This window comes from Rhodobacter sp. P1_C2, from assembly GCF_056406375.1.
On sequence record NZ_JBFUAG010000019.1, the window covers coordinates 52,500 to 71,226 of the forward strand.

Consider the following 18,727-nt stretch of genomic DNA (forward strand, 5'->3'; position numbering starts at 1 on the left):
GCACCGGGGCGGCGTGCTATGGCGCGTGCGAGCGAACCCCTAGGGGTTTCGCCGCGCCATAGGTGCCAGAGGCCCGAGGCTTTCCAGATAGTCAGACCGGCGGGCATCGCCGGGGGCATCGAAGAGCGCGGGCCCGTCGCGCCAGGATTTCAGGACCTGGCCCAGCCCATTGGCGCCATCGCGCCGGGCCTGCCGCACCAAGCCCAGATCCAGCATCACCGGAAAGATCTCCGCCGTCTGCCCGGCCTCATGCACCGCCCGGCCGCTCGGTTCGGTGACGACCGAACGGCCGATGCCGCCGCCCTCCAGCCCGTTCACATCGACCACATAGCACTGGAACATCGCCGCCGTCGCCCGCGCGATGGCGCCCTCGGCGGCGCGGTCGGTGGTGCCGGTCAGCGTCGGGTGCAGCAAGACCTCGACCCCCTGGCTGGACAGCGCGCGCATCACCTCGGGAAACCAGATGTCGTAGCAGATGCTCAGGCCGAACCTGCCGACCCCGGGCACATCAAAGCTCAGAAGGCCAGAGCCGCTGCTGACCCCGTTCTCGAAAGGGGCGAAGGGATAAAGCTTGTCATAGCGCCCGGCGATCCGCCCCGCGGGGTCGATCACCACGGCATGGTTATAGACCGCCCCCGCGCGCCGGACATAGAAGGAGCCCGGCACGATCCAGACCCGATGCTGTGCCGCAAGGGCGCTGAACGTGGCGATGTCGCGCTCGGGGTCGGGGGAGGCTTTGGCGATCAGCGGGCCATGCATTGCCAGTTCGGAAAAGACGATCATGTCGGTGCCGGGAAACAGCGCCATGACCTCGGCGACCTTGGCCGTCATGGCCGGAATGTTCCCGCCGGCCAGCGCCACCGGCATCTGCACGCCGGTGACGAGGAAGCGCTCGCTGTCGCGCGGCCCTGTCATTCTGCCGGCTCCAGCGCGGGGCGGACGGCGCCCCGGCCATAGGCGGCCATGACCTCCATCAGGCGGGCGGTGTCGATGGCGGGGCAGATGAAACCCTCGGGCTTGAAGGTTGGCGCATCCTCGCCCGCCACGATGGCGTTGATCACGCTTTCATCGACGGCCTGAACGGCGGCCTCGTAGAAGGGGTCCAGCTCCTCCCAGTTCAGAGAATGACGCGTGATCATCGGCCCGGCGAACAGGCTGTGCGGCATGTCGTCGGCGACCGAGAAGGCGAGGAAGATATCGCCCGAATTGTTGCCCCCCGGCGTGCCCGACCGCCCGATCCCGATCGAGGCGCGCTTGGCAAGCTGCCGCAGGATCGCATCGGTCAGCGGCGCATCGGTGGCGATGATCACGATGATCGAGCCGGTCTCCTTGTTGCGCTGCCAGCCCTCGGCCATCTCGCGGCCGACCGGCACGCCCAGCACGGTGAACCAGGGGCGCGAGCCGTAGTTGGCCTGGACCAGAACCCCCAGCGTATAGGTCTGCCCGCCCACCACAACCTGGCGCGAGGCGGTGCCGGTGCCGCCCTTGAAGTCATAGCAGATCATGCCATTGCCACCCCCGGTCGAGCCTTCCGCCACCGGACCGGACTTCGCGGCATCCAGCGCCGCCTTCGCATGTTCGGGCTTGATGAACATGGCGTTGATGTCGTTGAGCGTGCCGTCATAGGTCTCTGCCACCACCGGCATGGCCCAGGCGTGCTCCTCCCGGAAATGCTTGGCATAGGTGGAGATCATCCATTCCGTCGCCCCGGTATGGGCGGCGCCGATGCCATGGGTGTTGGTGATGCAGATCGGGCCGACGAAATAGCCCGCATCGTTGATCCAGTGAACGCCCGTCATCTCGCCATTGCCGTTGAGCGTGTGGAACCCTGCCCAGACCGGGCGCGGGGTGTCGCTCTCGGCCCGCGGCAGGATCGCCGTGACGCCGGTGCGCATGTTCTGCGCCGGATCGGTCAGCGTGGTGAAGCCGACCAGAACGCCGGGCACGTCGGTGATGGCGTTGAAGGGCCCGGTCTGGCCCGGAAAGGGCAGACCCAGGTCACGGGCGCGCGGTTTTGTCATGGCAGGAAGTCCTCAATCAGGAAGCATCAGTTTGGGCACCGCGTTCAGCAGCGCCCGGGTGTAAGCGGTTTGCGGTTCGCGCAGGACCTGTGTGGCGGGGCCGAATTCGATCAGCTTGCCGTGCTGCATCACGGCCACGTCCTCGCACAGGTAGCGCACCACGGCGAGGTCGTGCGAAATCAGGATCAGCGTCAGGCCCAGGTCGCGCTGCAGCCGCTTGAAAAGGTCAAGGATCTGCGCCTGGATCGAGACGTCGAGGGCCGAGGTCACCTCATCGGCGATCAGGATATCCGGCGCCATGGCCAGCGCGCGGGCAATGCCCACCCGCTGCCTTTGCCCGCCCGACAATTGCCCCGAGGTGCGGCGCAGAAGATCCTCGGGCAATTCGACCTGCCGCATCAGCGCCTTCAGCCGTGAGGGCACCTCGGAAGGCGCGCAGAGCTTGTGGGCGATGAAAGGCTCGGACAGGGTCTGCGCGATGGTATAGGCGGGGTTGAGCGCAAGGTAGGGGTCCTGAAAGGCCATCTGCACCACACGGCCCCGATCGCGCCCGCCAATCCCCGCGATCTGCAAGCTGCCCGATGTCGGCTTGACCAGCCCCACCAGCGCCCGCGCCAGCGTGCTCTTACCCGAGCCGGATTCCCCCACCACCCCAAGCGAGCCGCCCCGCCGCACCGCCAGCGAGACATCCTCCACCGCGCGCACCACATGGCCGGGCTTGCGGCCGAGGATGTCGCGCAGGGGGCGCGGCGCGCTGAAATGGACGCAGAGGTTTTGGACCGAGACGATCTCGGGCCCCTCCGACGCAGGCTCGGTCCGGTCGGGCAGCAGCGAGGGCTGCGCGCGGATCAGGTTGCGGGTGTATTCGGCCTTGGGGGCGGTCAGGATCTCGGCCGTGGTGCCGGTCTCGACGATCTGGCCATCCTTCATCACGATGATCCGGTCGCAGACCTCGCCGATGACGCCAAGGTCGTGCGAGACCAGAACCACCGTCAGATCGCGCTCCTTGCGGATGGTCTGGATCAGGCCGAGGATCTGCGCCTGCACCGTCACGTCCAGCGCGGTCGTCGGCTCATCCGCGATCAGAAGGCCCGGCCCGCAGGCGAGCGCGGCCGCGATCATCACGCGCTGCCGCATGCCGCCCGAAAGCTCGTGCGGATAGGCGCGGGCGCGGCGGGCCGGCTCCAGGATCTTCATGTCGTCCAGAAGCTGCACCGCCTGCACCGCAGCCTCGGCGCGGTTGAGGTTGCGGTGGATCATCAGCCCCTCGGCCACCTGATCGCCGACCCGCATGATCGGGTCGAGATGCGTCGACGGGTTCTGGAAGATCATCGCCGCCTTCTCGCCCCGATAGGCGTTGAGGTCGGCGGGCGACATCCGCAACACATCCTTGCCCTCATGCAGGATCTGGCCGCCGGTCACCCGGGCGTTCGGCGCGAAAAGCTGCAACAGCGCGCGGCAGACCACCGACTTGCCCGAACCGCTTTCGCCGACGATGCCCAGGGCCTCGCCCCGGCGGATCGCAAAGCTCACGTCGCGGACCGCATCCACCGGCCCCTGTGCCGTGTCAAAGCTGACCGACAGGTTCAGAACGGAAACAAGGTCTTGCATGTCAGCTTTCCGGGTCGAGGACTTGGGCCACGCCATCGGCCACGAGAGACAGGCCAAAGGCCAGCGAGCAGAGTGCGATCCCCGGGCAGAGCGAAATCCACCAGGCGCTGCCCAGATAGGTCCGCCCCTCGGCGATCATCACGCCCCATTCCGGCGTCGGCGGCTGGACCCCAAGGCCGAGGAACCCCAGCGAGGAGCCCAGGACGATGGTCAGCACCGCATCCGTCATCAGGAACACCGCCGAAGGCACGATGGCATTGGGCAGGATATGACGCAGCATGATCCGCAACCGGCCAAAGCGCAGCACGCGGGCGGCCAGGATGAAATCGGCATGGGACAGGACCAGCGTCTCGGCCCGCACCAGCCGGGCATAGGTCACCCAGTTCACCACCGTCAGCGAGACGATGTAGCTTTTCAGCCCCGGCCCCATGATCGAGACGATGGCGATGACGAGGACGAAATAGGGAAAAGAGATCGTCACCTCGAGAATCCGCATCAGCACCGCGTCGATCCAGCCGCCGGAATAACCGGCCAGCAGGCCGATCGCCGTGCCAAGCACGAAGGGCCCCGCCACCCCCGCCACCGCCATCAGAAGGTCCATCCGCGCGCCATAGAGGATGCGCGCCAGAAGATCGCGCCCGACCGAGTCGGTGCCCAGAGGATGCGCGCCGCCCGGCGGCAGCAGGGCATTCACGGCATCGATCTTGATCGGATCGAAAGGGGTCAGCAGCGGGGCGAAGGCCGCGGCCAGCACCCAGATCAGAGTCACGGTCAACCCGATCTGCAGCGACCTTGGGGCCGTGCCGCGCAGCCAGAGGGCGGTGGTTCTCATGTCTTCACCCTGGGGTCGAGGGCCGCGACCAGAAGGTCGATCAGCAGATTGGACATCACGATCCCCGCGGCCATCACGAGGGTCACCCCCTGCACCACAAGGTAATCCCGGCTCAGGACCGAGCGGACCAGCAGAAGCCCAAGCCCCGGGATGTTGAACACATTCTCGATCACCACCGTGCCGCCGATCAGGAAAGAGGCCATGACGCCAAACAGGCTAACCGTCGGCAGCAGCGAGTTCCAGAAGACATGGCGCCAGAACACCGCCCGTTCCGGCACGCCCTTGGACAGGGCCGCCACCGCGTAACCGGCGTTCATCTGCTGCAACAGCGTGGCGCGAAAGTTCCGCGTCAGGATCGGCGTGACCGAGATGCCGATGGTCAGCGCCGGCAGGAACAGATGGTAGAGGTTGGCAAGGAAACTGTCCGCATAGCCCGAGACGGGGAAGATCTTGAAGCTGAGCGAAAAGGCCAGAACCAGCAGCAGGCCGACAAAGTAGGACGGGATGCCAACCCCCACCACGCAGATCACCCGGATCGTCTGATCCACCCAGCCGCCCCGGCTCCGCGCTGCCAGAACGCCGAGGATCAGGGTGAACAGCACCGACAGCGCCAGCCCATAGACCAGGATATAGACCGTCGGCCCGATCCGCGCGATCAGGACCGGGCCGATGGCGGAGCGGAAGCTGATGGATTGCCCGAAGTCGCCGCCCAGCACGTTCTTGATGTAATAGAAATACTGCACGATCACCGGCTGATCGAGGCCGTATCTTTGCCGGACCAGCGCAATCGCCGCATCGGTGGCCTTGGGGCCCAGCAGCAGCCGCACCGGATCGCCCGGGGTCAGCTGCAACAGGATGAAGGTGATCAGGCTGATCCCGAACAGGACCGGGATCAGCTCGAACGGGCGGCGCAGCAGGAAGGCAAAACGGCCCATGGTTCAGCCGACCAGATCCGTGTCGTCGATCGTGGCATATTGCGAGCCGAGGTCATAGGTCAGCGCCGTCACCGCCTTGGCCCGCGCGCTGGTCCAGGTCGGGTGATAGAGGGCGACCTGCGCCACCTCGTCCACGCAGATCTTCTGGATCTGGGCGTACATTTCCGCCCGCTTGGCCTCGTCCGCCTCGCCCGCCGCGGCGTCGATCAGTTTGTTGACCTCGTCATTGTTGTAGCGGGTGTAATAGGACTTGTTGTCGCCCGCGCCCCAGACGCACCAGCGCACGGCGTTGTCGGGGTCGGTCGTCTCGTTGTACCACCAGTTCAGCTGGGCCTGATAATCCCCCGCCACCAGCTGGGTCCAGACCTGGCCGGGATCCACCGAAGAGACGGTGACGGTGATCCCCACCTCGGCCAGCTGGGCCTGGATCAGGACGGCGGTCTTGTCCTCATCCGTTGTGCCGGCATTGGTCAGAAGCTCGAACGAAGACGCCATGCCGGAGGAGGCGAGGAGACTCTTGGCCTTTTCCACGTCGCGGGCGATGACCGGCAGGTCCTTGTCGAAGAAGGCCAGCTTCGGGCTGAAGATCGAGCTGGCCGCCGTGCCGAAGCCCGCCGTCACCGCATCGTTGATCACCTGCCGGTCGATGCCGAAGCTGACCGCCTGACGGAAGGCGAGGTTGCTGAACGGCTCCTTCTCGTGGTTGATCAGCATGTCATAGGTCGCCGAGGAGGGTTCCGAGACGACGGTGACCCCCGCCGCCTCCAACTCTTTCATCCGGCCGAAGGGCACGCCCATCGACACCTCAAGCTCGCCCGCCTGCACCATGGCGACGCCGGTGTTGACGTCCGGCACGAAGATGAACTCCAGCCCGTCCAGCAGGGGATGGCCGGGGATATAGTAATTCTCGTTGCGCGCCATGATGACCCGGTCACCGGTCTTCCATTCGACCAGCTTGAAGGGGCCGGAGGTCACCTCGGGGTTGGTGGCAAAGGCCTCGTCGCCGACCTTGGTCACATAGGCTTTCGAGACGATGCCGGTGTTCCAGATCTCGCAAAGTTTCAGGAAAGGCGGGAAGGCGCGGTCGAGGGTGAATTTCACCGTCAGCGGGTCGACCGCCTCGATGGTCTTGAGCGGCTGGAAGGGGGCGGCGTAAACCGTGTCCTTCTGAAACCGCATCCGGGTGAAGCTGAAGGCCACATCCTCGGCCGCAAGCGGGCTGCCGTCCGAGAATTTCAGCCCGTCGCGCAGCTTGAAGACATAGGTCAGCCCGTCGTCCGAGATGGTCCAGCTTTCCGCCAGCCCCGGCCCGACCACGCTTTGATCGGCATTGGCCTTCATCAGGCGGGCGAACATCATGCCCTGGCTGATGATGTCGGGCCCGAAGACGGTCTTGATCGGGTCCAGCGTCTGGACCGGGGCGGCATAGCCCATGCGCAGCACCTTGGTGCCCGCCGCCGCGGCCTTGGACATCAGGCTGTCCAGCAGGAAAGAGCCGCCAAAACCGGCGGCCAGGGTAGAGGTGATAAAGCTGCGACGATCCATTTCGATTTCCCCTGGGACAGGCGGTTTTCAAGCACCGCGTTGGGAAAGAGTGTCCGCCCGAGGTTGACTTTCTGTCAATAACATTATCATGGTATCTTTCTGTCAATTCCGGCCGCCCGGGCCGCGCAAGGTGCACATGTCCGTCACGACCACCCGCAAACTGAACGCGCTGATCCCGAAACTCTCGGCGACCGAGGCGCGGATCGCCCACTACATCATTCGAAACATGGACCAAATTCCGTTCGAGACCGGCAGTTCCCTGGCGCGCAAGGCGGGGGTCAGCGAGATTTCGGTCAGCCGTTTCCTGCGCAAGGCCGGCTACAAAAGCATCACCGGCCTGAAATTGGAGCTGAAACTGGAGGCCGTCAACGAACGCCACCTGACCGATGACAACAAGGATGCCGAGTGGCGCGACCTCTATACCGATGTTAGAGCCAACGAAATCCGCGCCATCGAAAAGCTGTTTGCCGAATTCACCGGCGAATCCTGGCGTGATCTGGTCAGGACGGTCGCCGGTTCGGACGAGGTTTACGTCACCGGTTTTCAGGCGCTGCGCGGCACGTCAGAGGACTTCAGCCGCCGTCTGGCGCTGGCCCGCGACAATGTGCGCTTTCTCTCGGCCGGGGATGGGATGCTGGTCGAATGGCTGTCACATGTCGGCGATACGCAGCCCAAATCGATCACCCTGATCCTGATCGACGGCGTGCCCTATGCCAATGACGGCTTGAAGATCGCAGAGATCGCCAAGGAGATCGGCTTCAAGGTCATCGTCATCAGCGACGAATATTGCGACTGGGCGCATGAAGTGGCCGATCACCGGATCTATGCGGCGGCGGGCTCTGGCCTGTTCATTGAATCGACCGTCGCGCTGACCCTGATTCTGAATGTGTTGGTCGATGCCGTGGCCCGCAGCAACCCAGGCAACGGCATCCTGCGCCATGACCGCTGGCAGATCCTGATGCGCCGGCTGAACATGTTCTGACCGGGCGGGCGGGGGCTTGCGGCCTCATTCGGCGGCGAGCCTGAGGGTCAGGTCTGAGCCCCCTTCCCGCGCCTCCTCGGCACGCTCGGCCAGCGGCTTCAGCCGGAACCAGGCGGTGTAAAGTGCGGGCAGGAACAGCAGGATCAGGACGGTCCCCGCCGCCGTGCCGCCGATCAGCGTATAGGCCATCGAGCCCCAGAACACCGAATGGGTCAGCGGGATGAAGGCCAGAACGGCGGCCAGCGCGGTCAGGACCACGGGCCTTGTGCGCTGCACCGTGGCCTCGATCACGGCGCTGTAGGGGTCGAGGCCCGCGGCGCGGTTCTCCTTGATCTGCTCGGTCAGGATCAGCGTGTTGCGCATCAGGATGCCGGCCAGCCCGATCAGGCCCAGGATGGCGTTGAAGCCGAAGGGCTGGTGGAACAGCAGCAAGGCCGGCACCACCCCCACCAGGCCCAAAGGCGCCGTCAGCATGACCATGGTCATGGTCGAGAAGGACCGCACCTGCAGCATGATCACGATCAGCATGGCCGCGATCATGGTCGGAAAGACCTTGACCAGCGCGCTGTTGGCCTTGGCCGCCTCTTCGATCGAGCCGCCGGTCTCGATCCGGTAGCCCTCGGGAAGCGAGGCGATCAGCGGCTGAAGCGCCTGCATCACCTCTTTGGAGACCTCGGGCGGCTGGGTCGCCTCGTTGATGTCGGCGCGGATCGTGATGACGGGGGTGCGGTCGCGGCGCTTCAGGATCGGCTCTTCCATCCGCAGTTCGGCATGGCCGATCTGGTCCAGCGGCACGGGCCGGCCTTCCCGGCTCATCAGGGTGAAATCGGCCAGATGCGACGGGTCCAGCCGCGCTTCGCCGGCGCTGCGGGCGATCACGGGCACATTGCGGATATCCTCGCGGACCTGCGTCACCGGAAGGCCGCTCAGCAGGAATTGCAGTTGCTGGCTGACCTCGGCCGGCGAGAGGCCGATCAGGTTCAGCCGGTCCTGATCGGGCACAAAGCGCAGCACCGGCACGCGGTCGCCCCAATCGCGGTTGGCCTGCCGCACATCCGGCACGCCGCGCATGATCCCCAGCGCCTGTTGCGAGATGTCGTAAAGCTTGTCCGGGTCGGGCCCCATGACGCGGAATTCGACCGGAAAGGGCGTATAGGGGCCAAAGACCAGCTGGGTGACGCGGACATAGGCCTGCGGCGCGATCCCCTCGGCGATCACCTGCCGCAGCCGCGCCTTCAGGGCATCGCGCGCCTCGGCGTCGGGGGTGCGCACCACGATCTTGGCGAAGGCAGGGTCGGGCAGTTCCGGCGCCATGGCGAAGAAAAAGCGCGGGGCGCCCTGGCCGACATAGCTGGTGACGATCTCGGCCTCGGGCTGTTTGGCCAGCCAATCCTCCAGGGTTTTCACGGTGGCGGTGGTGGTCTGGATGCTGGAGCCTTCGGGTTCGCGCACCTCGACCAGGACCTCGGGCCGGTCCGAGGTCGGGAAGAACTGCTGCTTGACCCCGCCCATGCCGACGACGGCCAGGCCAAAGGTCAGGCCGACCACGGCGCAGGTCACGAATTTGTGGCGCACGGCAAAGGTGATCGCCCGCCGCAGGCGCCGGTAATTCGGCGTGTCATAGATCGCATGATGCCCGCCCGCGATGGGCTTGATCGCGGGCAGCATCTTCACCCCCATGTAGGGCGTGAAGATCACCGCCACCAGCCAGGAGACGACCAGCGCAAAGCCCACGACCCAGAAGATGTTGCCGGCATATTCCCCCGCGGCCGAGCGGGCAAAGCCCACCGGCAGAAAGCCCGCGATGGTGACCAGCGTGCCCGACAGCATCGGCGCGGCGGTATGGCTCCAGGCATAGGCGGCGGCCTTGATGCGGTCCATGCCCTCTTCCATCTTCACCACCATGACCTCGATGGCGATGATGGCGTCATCGACCAGCAGGCCGAGGGCGAGGATGAGGGCGCCCAGCGTGATCCGGTCAAAGAAGCGCCCGGTTTCCAGCATGATCAGGAACACCACGGCCAGGGTCAGCGGCACGGCGGCGGCCACGACGATGCCGACCCGCCAGCCCATGCTGATCAGGCTGATCAGCAGAACGACGCCCAGCGCCATGGCGAATTTCAGCATGAATTCGTCCACCGCAGAGGTGATGTTGACCGCCTGATCCGAGACCTTGTCGAGCGTCATGCCAAGCGGCAGGGTCCGACCAATGGCTTGCGTCTTCTCCTCCAAAGCGGCGCCCAGGGCACGGCCATCCCAGCCCGCCTGCATGACGGCCGACAGCATGATCGTAGGCTCGCCCTGGCGGCGGATCAGATAGGTCGGCGGGTCCTCATAGCCGCGCTTGACCTCGGCAATGTCGGAGAGTTTCAGCGCCTTGCCCCCGGCGGTGATCGGCGTGTCGGCGACCGATTGCAGGCTGCCATAGGCGCCATCAACCCGGATGAAGACCCGCGGCCCGGCCGTGTCGATGGCGCCGGCCGGGGTGAGGGCGTTCTGCCGTTGCAGGGCGGCGATGATGTCCTGCGGCGACAGGCCCAGCGTCGCGAGCTTGGCAAAGGAGAAGTCGACGAAGATCTGCTCGGGACGCTCGCCCAGGATGTTTATCTTCTTGACGCCGGGCACATGCAGCAGGTCTTGGCGGATCACCTCGGCCTGGCGGGCAAGGTCGCGCATCGGCATGCCTTGGGCACGCAGCGCGTAAAGCGCGAAACTGACGTCGGAATATTCATCGTTGACGAAGGGGCCATAGACGCCCGGCGGCAGGTTGCGCGCCTCGTCCCCCATCTTCTTGCGGGCCTGGTAGAACTCTTCCGGCACGGCGGCGGGCGGGGTCGCATCCTTCAGCGTCAGGGTCAGATAGGCGTAGCCGGGCCGCGTCGTCGTTTCGACCCGGTCATACCAGGCAAGCTCTTGCAGCCGCTTTTCCAGGGGTTCGGCGACCAGATCCTGCATCTCGCGCGCGGTGGCGCCGGGCCAGACCGTGGTGACGGTCAGGGTCTTGATGGTGAAATTCGGGTCCTCGGCCCGGCCGAGGTTGATGAAGGCATAGGCGCCGGCGGCGACCAGCAGCAGGATGAAGAACAGGGTGACGGCGCGTTCGCGGACCGCCAGGGCGGAGAGGTTGAAGGACATGGTCAGTTGCCCTCGCCATCCGGTGCGGGGCGGACCTTCGCCCCCTCCTGCAGCAGATGGGCACCCAGTGCCACCACGCTGGCGCCGGAGGGAAGCCCCGCGACCACCGCCGTCTCGCTGGTCAGGCGTGCCAGCGCGACCTTCTGCAGATGGACGGTCGAGGTGGCAGGGTCAAGCACCCAGACCCCGGTCTTTTCGCCATCGTCCAAGAGGGCGCCCAGCGGCACCTCTACCTCCGGCTCGGCCTCCGGGCTTTCGATCCGCAGCGTGGCGGTCGCGCCCAGCGGAGCCGAGGCCGCCGCGCCGTCCAGCACATAGCGGGCCTCGTAGGTCCGGCTCTGCGCATCGGCGGCGTTGGACAATTGCCGCAGATGGGCGGCGTAAAGCTGCCCCGCGTCGCCGTAAAGGCTGACCTTGGCGGCAGAGCCCAGCGCCGGGCGGATGGTTTCCGGCAAGGCCACCACCGCCTCGCGCGGGCCGGCCTGGGCGATGCGGACCACGGTCTGACCGGCGGCGACGACCTGCCCCGGCTCGCCCAGGGTTTCGACCACGGTGCCATCGGCATCGGCCAGAAGGACGGCATAGGTCGCCGCGTTATCGGCCACCTGCGCCTCGGCCCGGGCGGCGGCCAGCTGGGCGGTGGCGGTGTCTCGCGCGGCCTTGGCCTGTTCATAGCGTTGCCGGGTCAGCCAGCCATCCTTGAGGAGGGCCGCAAAGCGCCGCTCGTCCGCCGCGGTCTGGTCCACCGCCGCCTGTGCCGCGGCGATGGCATTGCGCCGGGCCGTCAGCGCCAGAAGCAGGTCGGCATCGTCGATCCGCATCAGCGGCTGGCCCGCGGTGACCTCTTGGCCGACATCGACCAGACGCGCCACGATCTTGCCCGGCACCCGAAAGCCCAGCGCGCTTTCGACCCGCGCCCCGATGGTCCCGGTGAAACTGCGCTCTGCAACGGCGACCGGGCTGGCCTTGGCCAGTTTCACCAGCGGCGGATCGAGCCGCGGATCGGTGGCCGCTGCCGCCACGCCGGTATGCGCGAAGGGCGAGAGAAGGACGAAAGCCGCGACCGCAACCCCGGCGGTCAGGGCGCTTGCCAGCACAAGGGCGGTACTTCTTTTCACGGCGTCGCCTCACTCGAATTTAGATTGCATTCAAACTCTATATGCCTTATTGATTATGGATGCAATCTAAAAGGAGGCCGTGATGCGCGTCAGTCGCATACAGGCAGAGAAGAACCGGCAGACCGTGATCGATGTCGCCAGCCGCCAGTTCCGGCTGCATGGCTATGACGGGATTGGCCTGAAGGATCTGATGGAAGCCGCCGGGATGACCCAGGGCGCCTTTTACAAGCAGTTCGCCTCGAAGGAGGATCTGGTCGCCCAGGCCTCGGGCCGCGCCCTTGAAAGCGCCATTACGCGCTGGACCGATGCCGCAGCGCGGGACCCGGAAAACCCGCTGGCCGCGGTGGTCGCCTTCTACCTCAGCATGGATCACCGCGGCGAAAGGGCGGAAGGGTGCCCGGTCGTGGCCTTGGGGTCGGATGCGGCGCGGCAGGGCGAGGGGGTGAAAGCCTCTTTCGAGACCGGCATCCGCAATTACCTCGACCTGGTGCAGGGCTGGCTAGGCGCGGGCGACGCAGCGGCGCGCGGCCGGGCGATGGCGCTTTTGTCGACGATGGTCGGCGCGGTGGTCGTGGCGCGGGCGGTCAATGACGAGGCTCTGTCGCGGCAGTTTCTGGAGGCTGCGGCCGAAAGCGTCCTTGCCATGGCGGCGGCACCTGCGGCGGACGGAACGGCCGGATGACAAAGGCGCCGCGCCGGACCGCAGGGCGGCGCGGATGGAAACCCTGACACAAGCAATGAAAGCACCCCAGATGGCACAATCCCCTTCCCGCGTTGCCCTGGTGACGGGGGCTTCCTCCGGCATCGGCAAGGCAACCGCCCTTGCGCTGAGCAAGGCAGGCTACCGCGTCTTCGGCACCAGCCGCCGCGCGCAAGACGTGCTTGCCGACGGCATCACCCTGCTTGGCTGCGACGTGACCGACGAGGCCGCCGTGGCGCAGCTGGTCGCGGAGGTGATGGCGCGCGCCGGGCGGATCGACCTTCTGGTCAACAATGCCGGCGTGGGCCTCTGTGGCGGCGCCGAGGAATCCTCGCTGGCCCAGGCCGCAGCGCTGTTCGATGTGAATGTCTTTGGCGTCATCCGCATGACCAAGGCCGTGCTGCCGATCATGCGCCGGCAGAAGCAGGGCCGGATCGTCAACGTAAGCTCGGTGCAGGGGGTGATTCCGGCGCCCTATTTCGCGCTTTATGGCGCGACCAAACATGCGGTGGAGGGTTATTCCCAATCGCTCGACCATGAGCTGCGCCTGCTCGGCATCCGTGTGACCCTGGTGGAGCCGGCCTTCACCCGCACCGCTTTCGAGGAAAGCCTGATCCAGCCCGACCAGATGCAGGAGACCTATGACCCTGCCCGCGCCCGGATGAAGGCCACCCTCGCCCTGGTGATGAAGACCGGCGATGCGCCCGAAGTCGTGGCCGAAACGGTGGTGAAGGCCGCAACCGACGCGAACCCGAAGCTGCGCTACCCGGCAGGGAAACTGGCCCGCCGGGTCAGCCTCCTGCGCCGCTTTGCCCCGGCCGCCGCCTTTGACAAGAGCCTGCGCAAGACGCTCGGCCTGCCGGTCTGACGCCTGCGGCCCGATTACAGGGTGAAGGCCGCGCGGAAGGCGGCCAGCGCCGCCTCAGGCGCGCCAGAGGCGAAGGCCTCCATGCCAATCGGGCCTGTGTAGCCCATCTGTGCAAGGGCGCGGGCGATGCCGGGCCAGTTGACCTCTCCGGTGCCGGGCTCGCAGCGGCCGGGGACATCGGCGACCTGGATCTCGCCGATCCACGGCAGGCATTTGCGGCAAAGCTCGATCAGGTTCCCCTCGCCGATCTGGGCATGGTAGAGGTCAAGGTTCAGCCGCAGGCGCGGGTGATTGACCGAAGCGACCAGGGCCAGCGTATCCTCGGCCCGGCCAAAGGGCACGCCGGGGTGATCGACCGGCAGGTTGAGGTTTTCCAGCGTGAAGGTGACGCCCTCTTCCTCGGCCATCTCGGCCACGCTGCAGAGGGTGTCGCGGGCCTTCAGCCACATGGCACCTGTGACCACCTCAATCGGTTGCACCGGCAGACCGCCCTCGCCCAGGCCCGTGCCATGCAGGTTCAGCCGGGCCACGCCCAGACGCTTGCCGGCCTGCGCGGTTTCGCGGGCGGTCTTGAGCAGTTCTGCCGCGCCCGCGTCATCGGTCAGACGGCCGCGCAGATAGCCGTTCATGATGGTGAAATTGGCCCCGGTCGCCTCCAGCCTGGCCAGGTCATGGTCGGGCCAGTTCCACAGGCCGACGCCAAAGCCCATTTCTTTCAGGCGGGCGCAGCGCCAGTCGATGGGGCGGTCGCGCCAGATCATTTCGGCACAGGCGGCAAGCGGGAAGGTCATCGTCATCTCCATGGGGTTGGGTGGGTGGCCCGGCCGGCGGTCGGGCCACCCGGGACCGGACGGAGGAGCGTCCGGCAGGGAGAGGTTGGGCCTAGACGGTGCCGCCAAGGCTGGATTCCAGCCGCGCCAGCTCCTGTCCGCCGGCCATGAGGTCCTGCAGCTCTTCCGAGGTGATCTCGCCCCTTTGGGCGGTGCCGAGGGTCTTGCCGCGGTTCAGCACGGTGAAACGGTCGCCCACGGCCATGGCATGACGGACGTTGTGGCTGATGAAGACCACGCCGACGCCCTGCTTGCGCACCTTGTCGATGGTGGCCAGCACGTTGGAGGTCTGCCGCACGCCAAGCGCCGAGGTCGGCTCGTCCAGGATCAGCACCTTGGCGCCGAAATAGACGGCGCGGGCGATGGCCACGGTCTGACGCTCGCCGCCCGACAGGGTGCCCACCGCCTGATCGGGGGCGCGCAGGTTGATGCCCATTTTCTTCATCTCGGCCATGGTGACGGCATTGGCCTTTTGCACATCCATCCGGCGGAAGGGGCCCCAGCCGGTGGCGGGCTCGCGCCCCATGAAGAAGTTGCGGGTGACCGACATCAGGGGGATCATCGCAAGGTCTTGATAGACCGTGGCAATCCCGGCCTCCATCGCGTCGCGCGGGGTGGCGAAGCTGGCGGGCCGCCCGTCGAAGGTGATGCTGCCCTTGGTCGGGCGGTGCACGCCGGACATGGTCTTGATGAAGGTCGACTTGCCGGCGCCATTGTCGCCCAGCAGGCAATGGCATTCGCCGGGGCGCACATCGAAGGAGACGCCGGCCAAGGCGATGATATTGCCGAAGTGCTTCTCGATGGCATCCATCTTCAGGATCGGTTCGGACATGATCAGCGCTCCCCCGTCACGCGCTTGCGGATCGCGTTGTTGAAGATCACCGCCAGCAGCAGCATCCCGCCCAGGAAGACCAGGAACCAGTCCTGATCGAAGTTGGTATAGGTCAGGCCGATCACCACCATCCCGAAGATGATCGAGCCGAAGAAGGCGCCGATGGCCGAGCCATAGCCGCCGGTCAGAAGGTTGCCGCCGATCACCGCCGCGATGATGGCCTGAAATTCCTTTTGCGTGCCGCGCTGCGCGTCGGTCGATCCGGCATCCAGCACCTGCATGATCGCCAGAAGCGCCGCGCAGGCCGCCGTCAGCATGAAGAGCGAGATCTTCACATGGCGCACCGGAACCCCGGAGTTCTTCGCCGCATTGGCATCGCCGCCGGACGCGAAGATCCAGTTGCCGATGGGCGTGCGCAGCAGGACCCAGGTGGCGCCGGCGGTCAGGGCGACGAACCACAGGATCTCCACCGGGATGCCGGGCACTTTGGGGTCGCCGTTGGGCAACTTGTCCAGCCAGCCCGCCTCGGCCATGCCACGAAACAGCGGGCCGAAGGCCTCGCCCGAAAAGAGCGGCGCCAGCCAGTCGCCCGCCACCGCATCGCGCACGCCGCGCAGTTGGGTCGAACCGCCGGTGAGGAACTTCAGCCCGACCAGCGACAGGCCGCGCAGCATGAAAAGCCCCGCCAGCGTGACGATGAAAGAGGGTAGCCCGGTGCGCAGCACGGTCATGCCATTGGCCGCACCGATGGCCGCGGCCACAAGCACCGTGAGGGGAATGGCGAGGATCAGCGGCAGGTGCAGGTTGACCACGCAGGCGCCGAAGATCATGCCGGCAAAGGCCACCATGGACCCGATCGACAGATCGAACTCACCGCCGATCATCAGCATCGCCGCCGCAATCGCCAGAATCCCCAGCTGCGACGCCGGGGTCAGCACGTTGAGGATCCCCGCCAGGGTGAACATCGCGCCAGAGGCCGTGACGGCAAAGAACAGCGTGACCAGAACCAGTCCGGCCATGGCCCCGAGTTCGGGCCGTTTCATCAACCGCGTGGCCAGCGGCTCTTTCTTGATGCGTTCGTCGACAGTGGCACGGTCTGCTTGACTTGCCATGGTGGTTCCTCCCCCAATTGGTCGCCGGGGCGGCGCGGACCGCCCCGGCAGATGGCTCAGCGGATGCCCTTGGCGGACAGATCGACGACCTGACCGGCCTTGTCGGCGGTGATCAGGTTCGGGCCCGACGGCACATTGCCGCCCGGCATCAGGCCGTAATCGGCGTAGAGCGACAGGAAGACCACCGGCAGGAAGCCCTGCAGGAACTGCTGCTGGTCGATGGCAAAGGCGGCGTCGCCGGCCTTGACATCCTCGAGGAACTTGGGCGACAGATCGAAAGAGGCGACCTTGATGGCGCCCTGGCCCTTGCCCAGCGCCTTGACCGCCTCCACCGCCGGTTCCCCCGCCGTCGAAGCGCCCAGCGCCATCACCGTGTCAACCGCGGTATCCGCCTCCAGCGCGGCGCGGACCTTGGACTGGATCTCGCTCGGGTCGTTCGAGGTCGGCAGCACCGTCACCGGCCCGCCAAAGCCTTCGGCAAAGCCCTTGCAGCGCAGGTCGAGCGAGACGTTGCCCACTTCCTGGTTGACGCAGATGCCCTTGGTGCCACCCATCTCCTTCAGCTTCTCGCCTGCCGCCTTGCCGGCGGTCTCTTCATCCTGGCCGACATGCAGCAAGGCGCCGAGGCTTTTGGACACGTCAGAGCCCGAGTTCATCGAGATCACCGGGATGCCCGCCGCAACCGCCTTCTGGATCGACGGCCCGAGCGCGTCGCCATCGGGGATCGAGACGACAATGCCATCGGGCTTCTGCGCCACGGCGGCGTCGATCAGCTGCGACATGGCGACCATGTCGAAGGTCTCCGGCGCGCGGTATTCGACGGTGGAGCCGGTCTCTTTCGCGGCATATTCCACACCGTTCTTGACGACCGACCAGAACGGGTCATTGGCCTGACCATGGCTGACCACGATGATATGGGCCGCCATGGCCGGCGCCGCCAGCGTCAGGGCCGTCGCGGTCATCAGACCGGCAAAAAGCGTCTTCATGTTCTTCCTCCCTGGAAGGTTGATGGGGGGCGGCACTCCCATGCTCCGCCCGGTTCCCGGCCTGGCCGGGTCGTCCGCGGGGTTGCCCCCGCTTGTCAGGCCCCCAGCATGGAGGGCGAGATTTCGATGGTCTGGCCGGTTCTGGCCGAGAGGGTGGCCGCCTCGGCAAGGGCCAGGGCATTGACGCCGTCCTGCAGGGTGACCGGCAGCGCGGTGCCGCCGGTGATGGCGGCGACAAAGGCCGACCATTCGGCCTGATAGGCGCGCATGTAGCGTTCCAGAAAGAAGAACTCGGGCTTGGCCGAGGTCACCCCGGCCGTGGTGGCCTTGGAAACCGTGTTCTCCAGCATGTTGCCGGCCGACAGAAGCCCCTCGGACCCCAGAAGCTCCACCCGCTGGTCATAGCCGTAAACGGCGCGGCGCGAGTTCTTGATCACCGCCAGCCGCCCGTCGGCAAAGTGCAGCGTCACCGCCGCCGTATCGACATCGCCCGCAGCGCCGATCGCCGGATCGACGATCGAGGACCCCACCGCCGTCACCCGCGATGGCACGGCGCCCATGACCCACATGGCCATGTCGAAGTCATGGATCATCATGTCGCGGAACAGCCCGCCCGAGACCTTGATATAACTGACCGGCGGCGGCGCCGGGTCAAAGGAGGTGACCGACAGAAGCTCGGTCTTGCCGATCTCGCCCTTGTCGGCAGCGGCTTTCAGCGCGGCAAAGTTCGGGTCGAAGCGGCGGTTGAAGCCGATCATCACCGGCTTGCCCTTGGCAGCGCGCAGGCATTCATGCGCACGGTCCAGGCTCAGATCCACCGGCTTTTCGCACAGAACCGCCTTGCCCGCCGCCACCGCCCGCTCGATCAGGTCGGAATGGGTGTCGGTCGAGGTGGCGATCAGCACCGCGTCGATGCTGGCATCGGCCAGGATGGCCTCCGAGCTTGCCGCCTCGGCCCCGTACTGCGCCGCAAGGGTTTGCGCCGCCTGCGTGTTCACGTCCGAGATCGCGACCAGCTGGCTGCCGCCATGCGACACGATGCTTTTCGCATGGACATGCCCTATCCGCCCCGCTCCAAGCAGGCCCACTCTCACCATGATTTCCTCCCGAAAATTCTGCCAATCGTTCTGGCGACTCGCCGTAATGGAATGGATATTCTATTTATGCTCACGCGTGCAACAATTTTCTGCACGCGTGAGCAAAGCTTCCCTTCGCGGTCT

Annotated in this window: 16 protein-coding genes; 3 read left to right on the top strand and 13 right to left on the bottom strand. The window is 66.3% G+C overall.

Annotated elements, in window-relative coordinates:
* Positions 1-39 precede the first annotated feature (39 nt).
* Genes AC1DZT_RS23485 through AC1DZT_RS23510 form a run of 6 tightly spaced genes read right to left on the bottom strand, consistent with a single transcriptional unit; the run spans position 40 to position 6,944 of the window.
* Positions 40-915, bottom strand: a complete 876-nt coding sequence (locus tag AC1DZT_RS23485) for a carbon-nitrogen hydrolase family protein (protein WP_478009083.1) — start codon at positions 913-915, stop codon at positions 40-42.
* The gene (locus tag AC1DZT_RS23490) at positions 912-2,021 is read right to left on the bottom strand and encodes a DmpA family aminopeptidase (protein WP_478009084.1); all 1,110 of its coding nucleotides are present in this window, start codon (positions 2,019-2,021) and stop codon (positions 912-914) included. The genes AC1DZT_RS23485 and AC1DZT_RS23490 overlap by 4 nt, the downstream gene beginning before the upstream one ends.
* Before the next feature lie 12 nt (positions 2,022-2,033).
* Positions 2,034-3,632 carry a dipeptide ABC transporter ATP-binding protein gene (locus AC1DZT_RS23495; protein WP_478009085.1) on the bottom strand — a complete coding sequence of 533 codons (1,599 nt, stop codon included), beginning with the start codon at positions 3,630-3,632 and terminating at the stop codon, positions 2,034-2,036.
* Position 3,633: 1 nt separating this feature from the next.
* The gene (locus AC1DZT_RS23500; protein ID WP_478009086.1) at positions 3,634-4,464 is read right to left on the bottom strand and encodes an ABC transporter permease; all 831 of its coding nucleotides are present in this window, start codon (positions 4,462-4,464) and stop codon (positions 3,634-3,636) included.
* Complete coding sequence (locus AC1DZT_RS23505; RefSeq protein ID WP_478009087.1) at positions 4,461-5,399, bottom strand: ABC transporter permease; 939 nt, start codon at positions 5,397-5,399, stop codon at positions 4,461-4,463. The genes AC1DZT_RS23500 and AC1DZT_RS23505 overlap by 4 nt, the downstream gene beginning before the upstream one ends.
* Before the next feature lie 3 nt (positions 5,400-5,402).
* Complete coding sequence (locus AC1DZT_RS23510) at positions 5,403-6,944, bottom strand: ABC transporter substrate-binding protein (RefSeq protein ID WP_478009088.1); 1,542 nt, start codon at positions 6,942-6,944, stop codon at positions 5,403-5,405.
* 136 nt (positions 6,945-7,080) lie between these two features.
* Here AC1DZT_RS23510 and AC1DZT_RS23515 point away from each other — a divergent pair, with 136 nt between their 5' ends.
* The gene (locus tag AC1DZT_RS23515; protein WP_478009089.1) at positions 7,081-7,926 is read left to right on the top strand and encodes a MurR/RpiR family transcriptional regulator; all 846 of its coding nucleotides are present in this window, start codon (positions 7,081-7,083) and stop codon (positions 7,924-7,926) included.
* Between the two features lie 24 nt (positions 7,927-7,950).
* Here AC1DZT_RS23515 and AC1DZT_RS23520 read toward each other — a convergent pair whose 3' ends face one another.
* Positions 7,951-11,061, bottom strand: a complete 3,111-nt coding sequence (locus AC1DZT_RS23520) for an efflux RND transporter permease subunit (RefSeq protein ID WP_478009090.1) — start codon at positions 11,059-11,061, stop codon at positions 7,951-7,953.
* A 2-nt stretch (positions 11,062-11,063) separates the two neighbouring features.
* Positions 11,064-12,179, bottom strand: coding sequence for an efflux RND transporter periplasmic adaptor subunit (locus AC1DZT_RS23525; protein ID WP_478009091.1), 1,116 nt, complete (start codon positions 12,177-12,179; stop codon positions 11,064-11,066).
* Positions 12,180-12,261: 82 nt separating this feature from the next.
* On the opposite strand from AC1DZT_RS23525, the gene AC1DZT_RS23530 reads away from it, so the two are divergent.
* Entirely contained in the window at positions 12,262-12,861 is a 600-nt protein-coding gene (locus AC1DZT_RS23530) for a TetR/AcrR family transcriptional regulator (protein ID WP_478009092.1), read from the top strand.
* Between the two features lie 70 nt (positions 12,862-12,931).
* Positions 12,932-13,747: an oxidoreductase gene (locus AC1DZT_RS23535; RefSeq protein ID WP_478009093.1), complete on the top strand. Its 816-nt coding sequence runs from the start codon at positions 12,932-12,934 to the stop codon at positions 13,745-13,747.
* Positions 13,748-13,761: 14 nt separating this feature from the next.
* Here AC1DZT_RS23535 and AC1DZT_RS23540 read toward each other — a convergent pair whose 3' ends face one another.
* From AC1DZT_RS23540 to iolG, 5 genes are all read right to left on the bottom strand, one after another.
* On the bottom strand, positions 13,762-14,538 hold the full coding sequence (locus tag AC1DZT_RS23540; protein WP_478009094.1) for a TIM barrel protein: 777 nt from the start codon (positions 14,536-14,538) through the stop codon (positions 13,762-13,764).
* Between the two features lie 91 nt (positions 14,539-14,629).
* The gene (locus tag AC1DZT_RS23545; RefSeq protein ID WP_478009095.1) at positions 14,630-15,409 is read right to left on the bottom strand and encodes an ATP-binding cassette domain-containing protein; all 780 of its coding nucleotides are present in this window, start codon (positions 15,407-15,409) and stop codon (positions 14,630-14,632) included.
* A 2-nt stretch (positions 15,410-15,411) separates the two neighbouring features.
* On the bottom strand, positions 15,412-16,521 hold the full coding sequence (locus AC1DZT_RS23550) for an ABC transporter permease (RefSeq protein ID WP_478009096.1): 1,110 nt from the start codon (positions 16,519-16,521) through the stop codon (positions 15,412-15,414).
* A gap of 56 nt (positions 16,522-16,577) precedes the next feature.
* Entirely contained in the window at positions 16,578-17,507 is a 930-nt protein-coding gene (locus tag AC1DZT_RS23555) for a sugar ABC transporter substrate-binding protein (protein ID WP_478009097.1), read from the bottom strand.
* Positions 17,508-17,602: 95 nt separating this feature from the next.
* A complete protein-coding gene (iolG, locus tag AC1DZT_RS23560; protein ID WP_478009098.1) occupies positions 17,603-18,604 on the bottom strand; it encodes an inositol 2-dehydrogenase in 1,002 nt (333 codons plus the stop codon).
* Between the last annotated feature and the right edge of the window lie 123 nt (positions 18,605-18,727).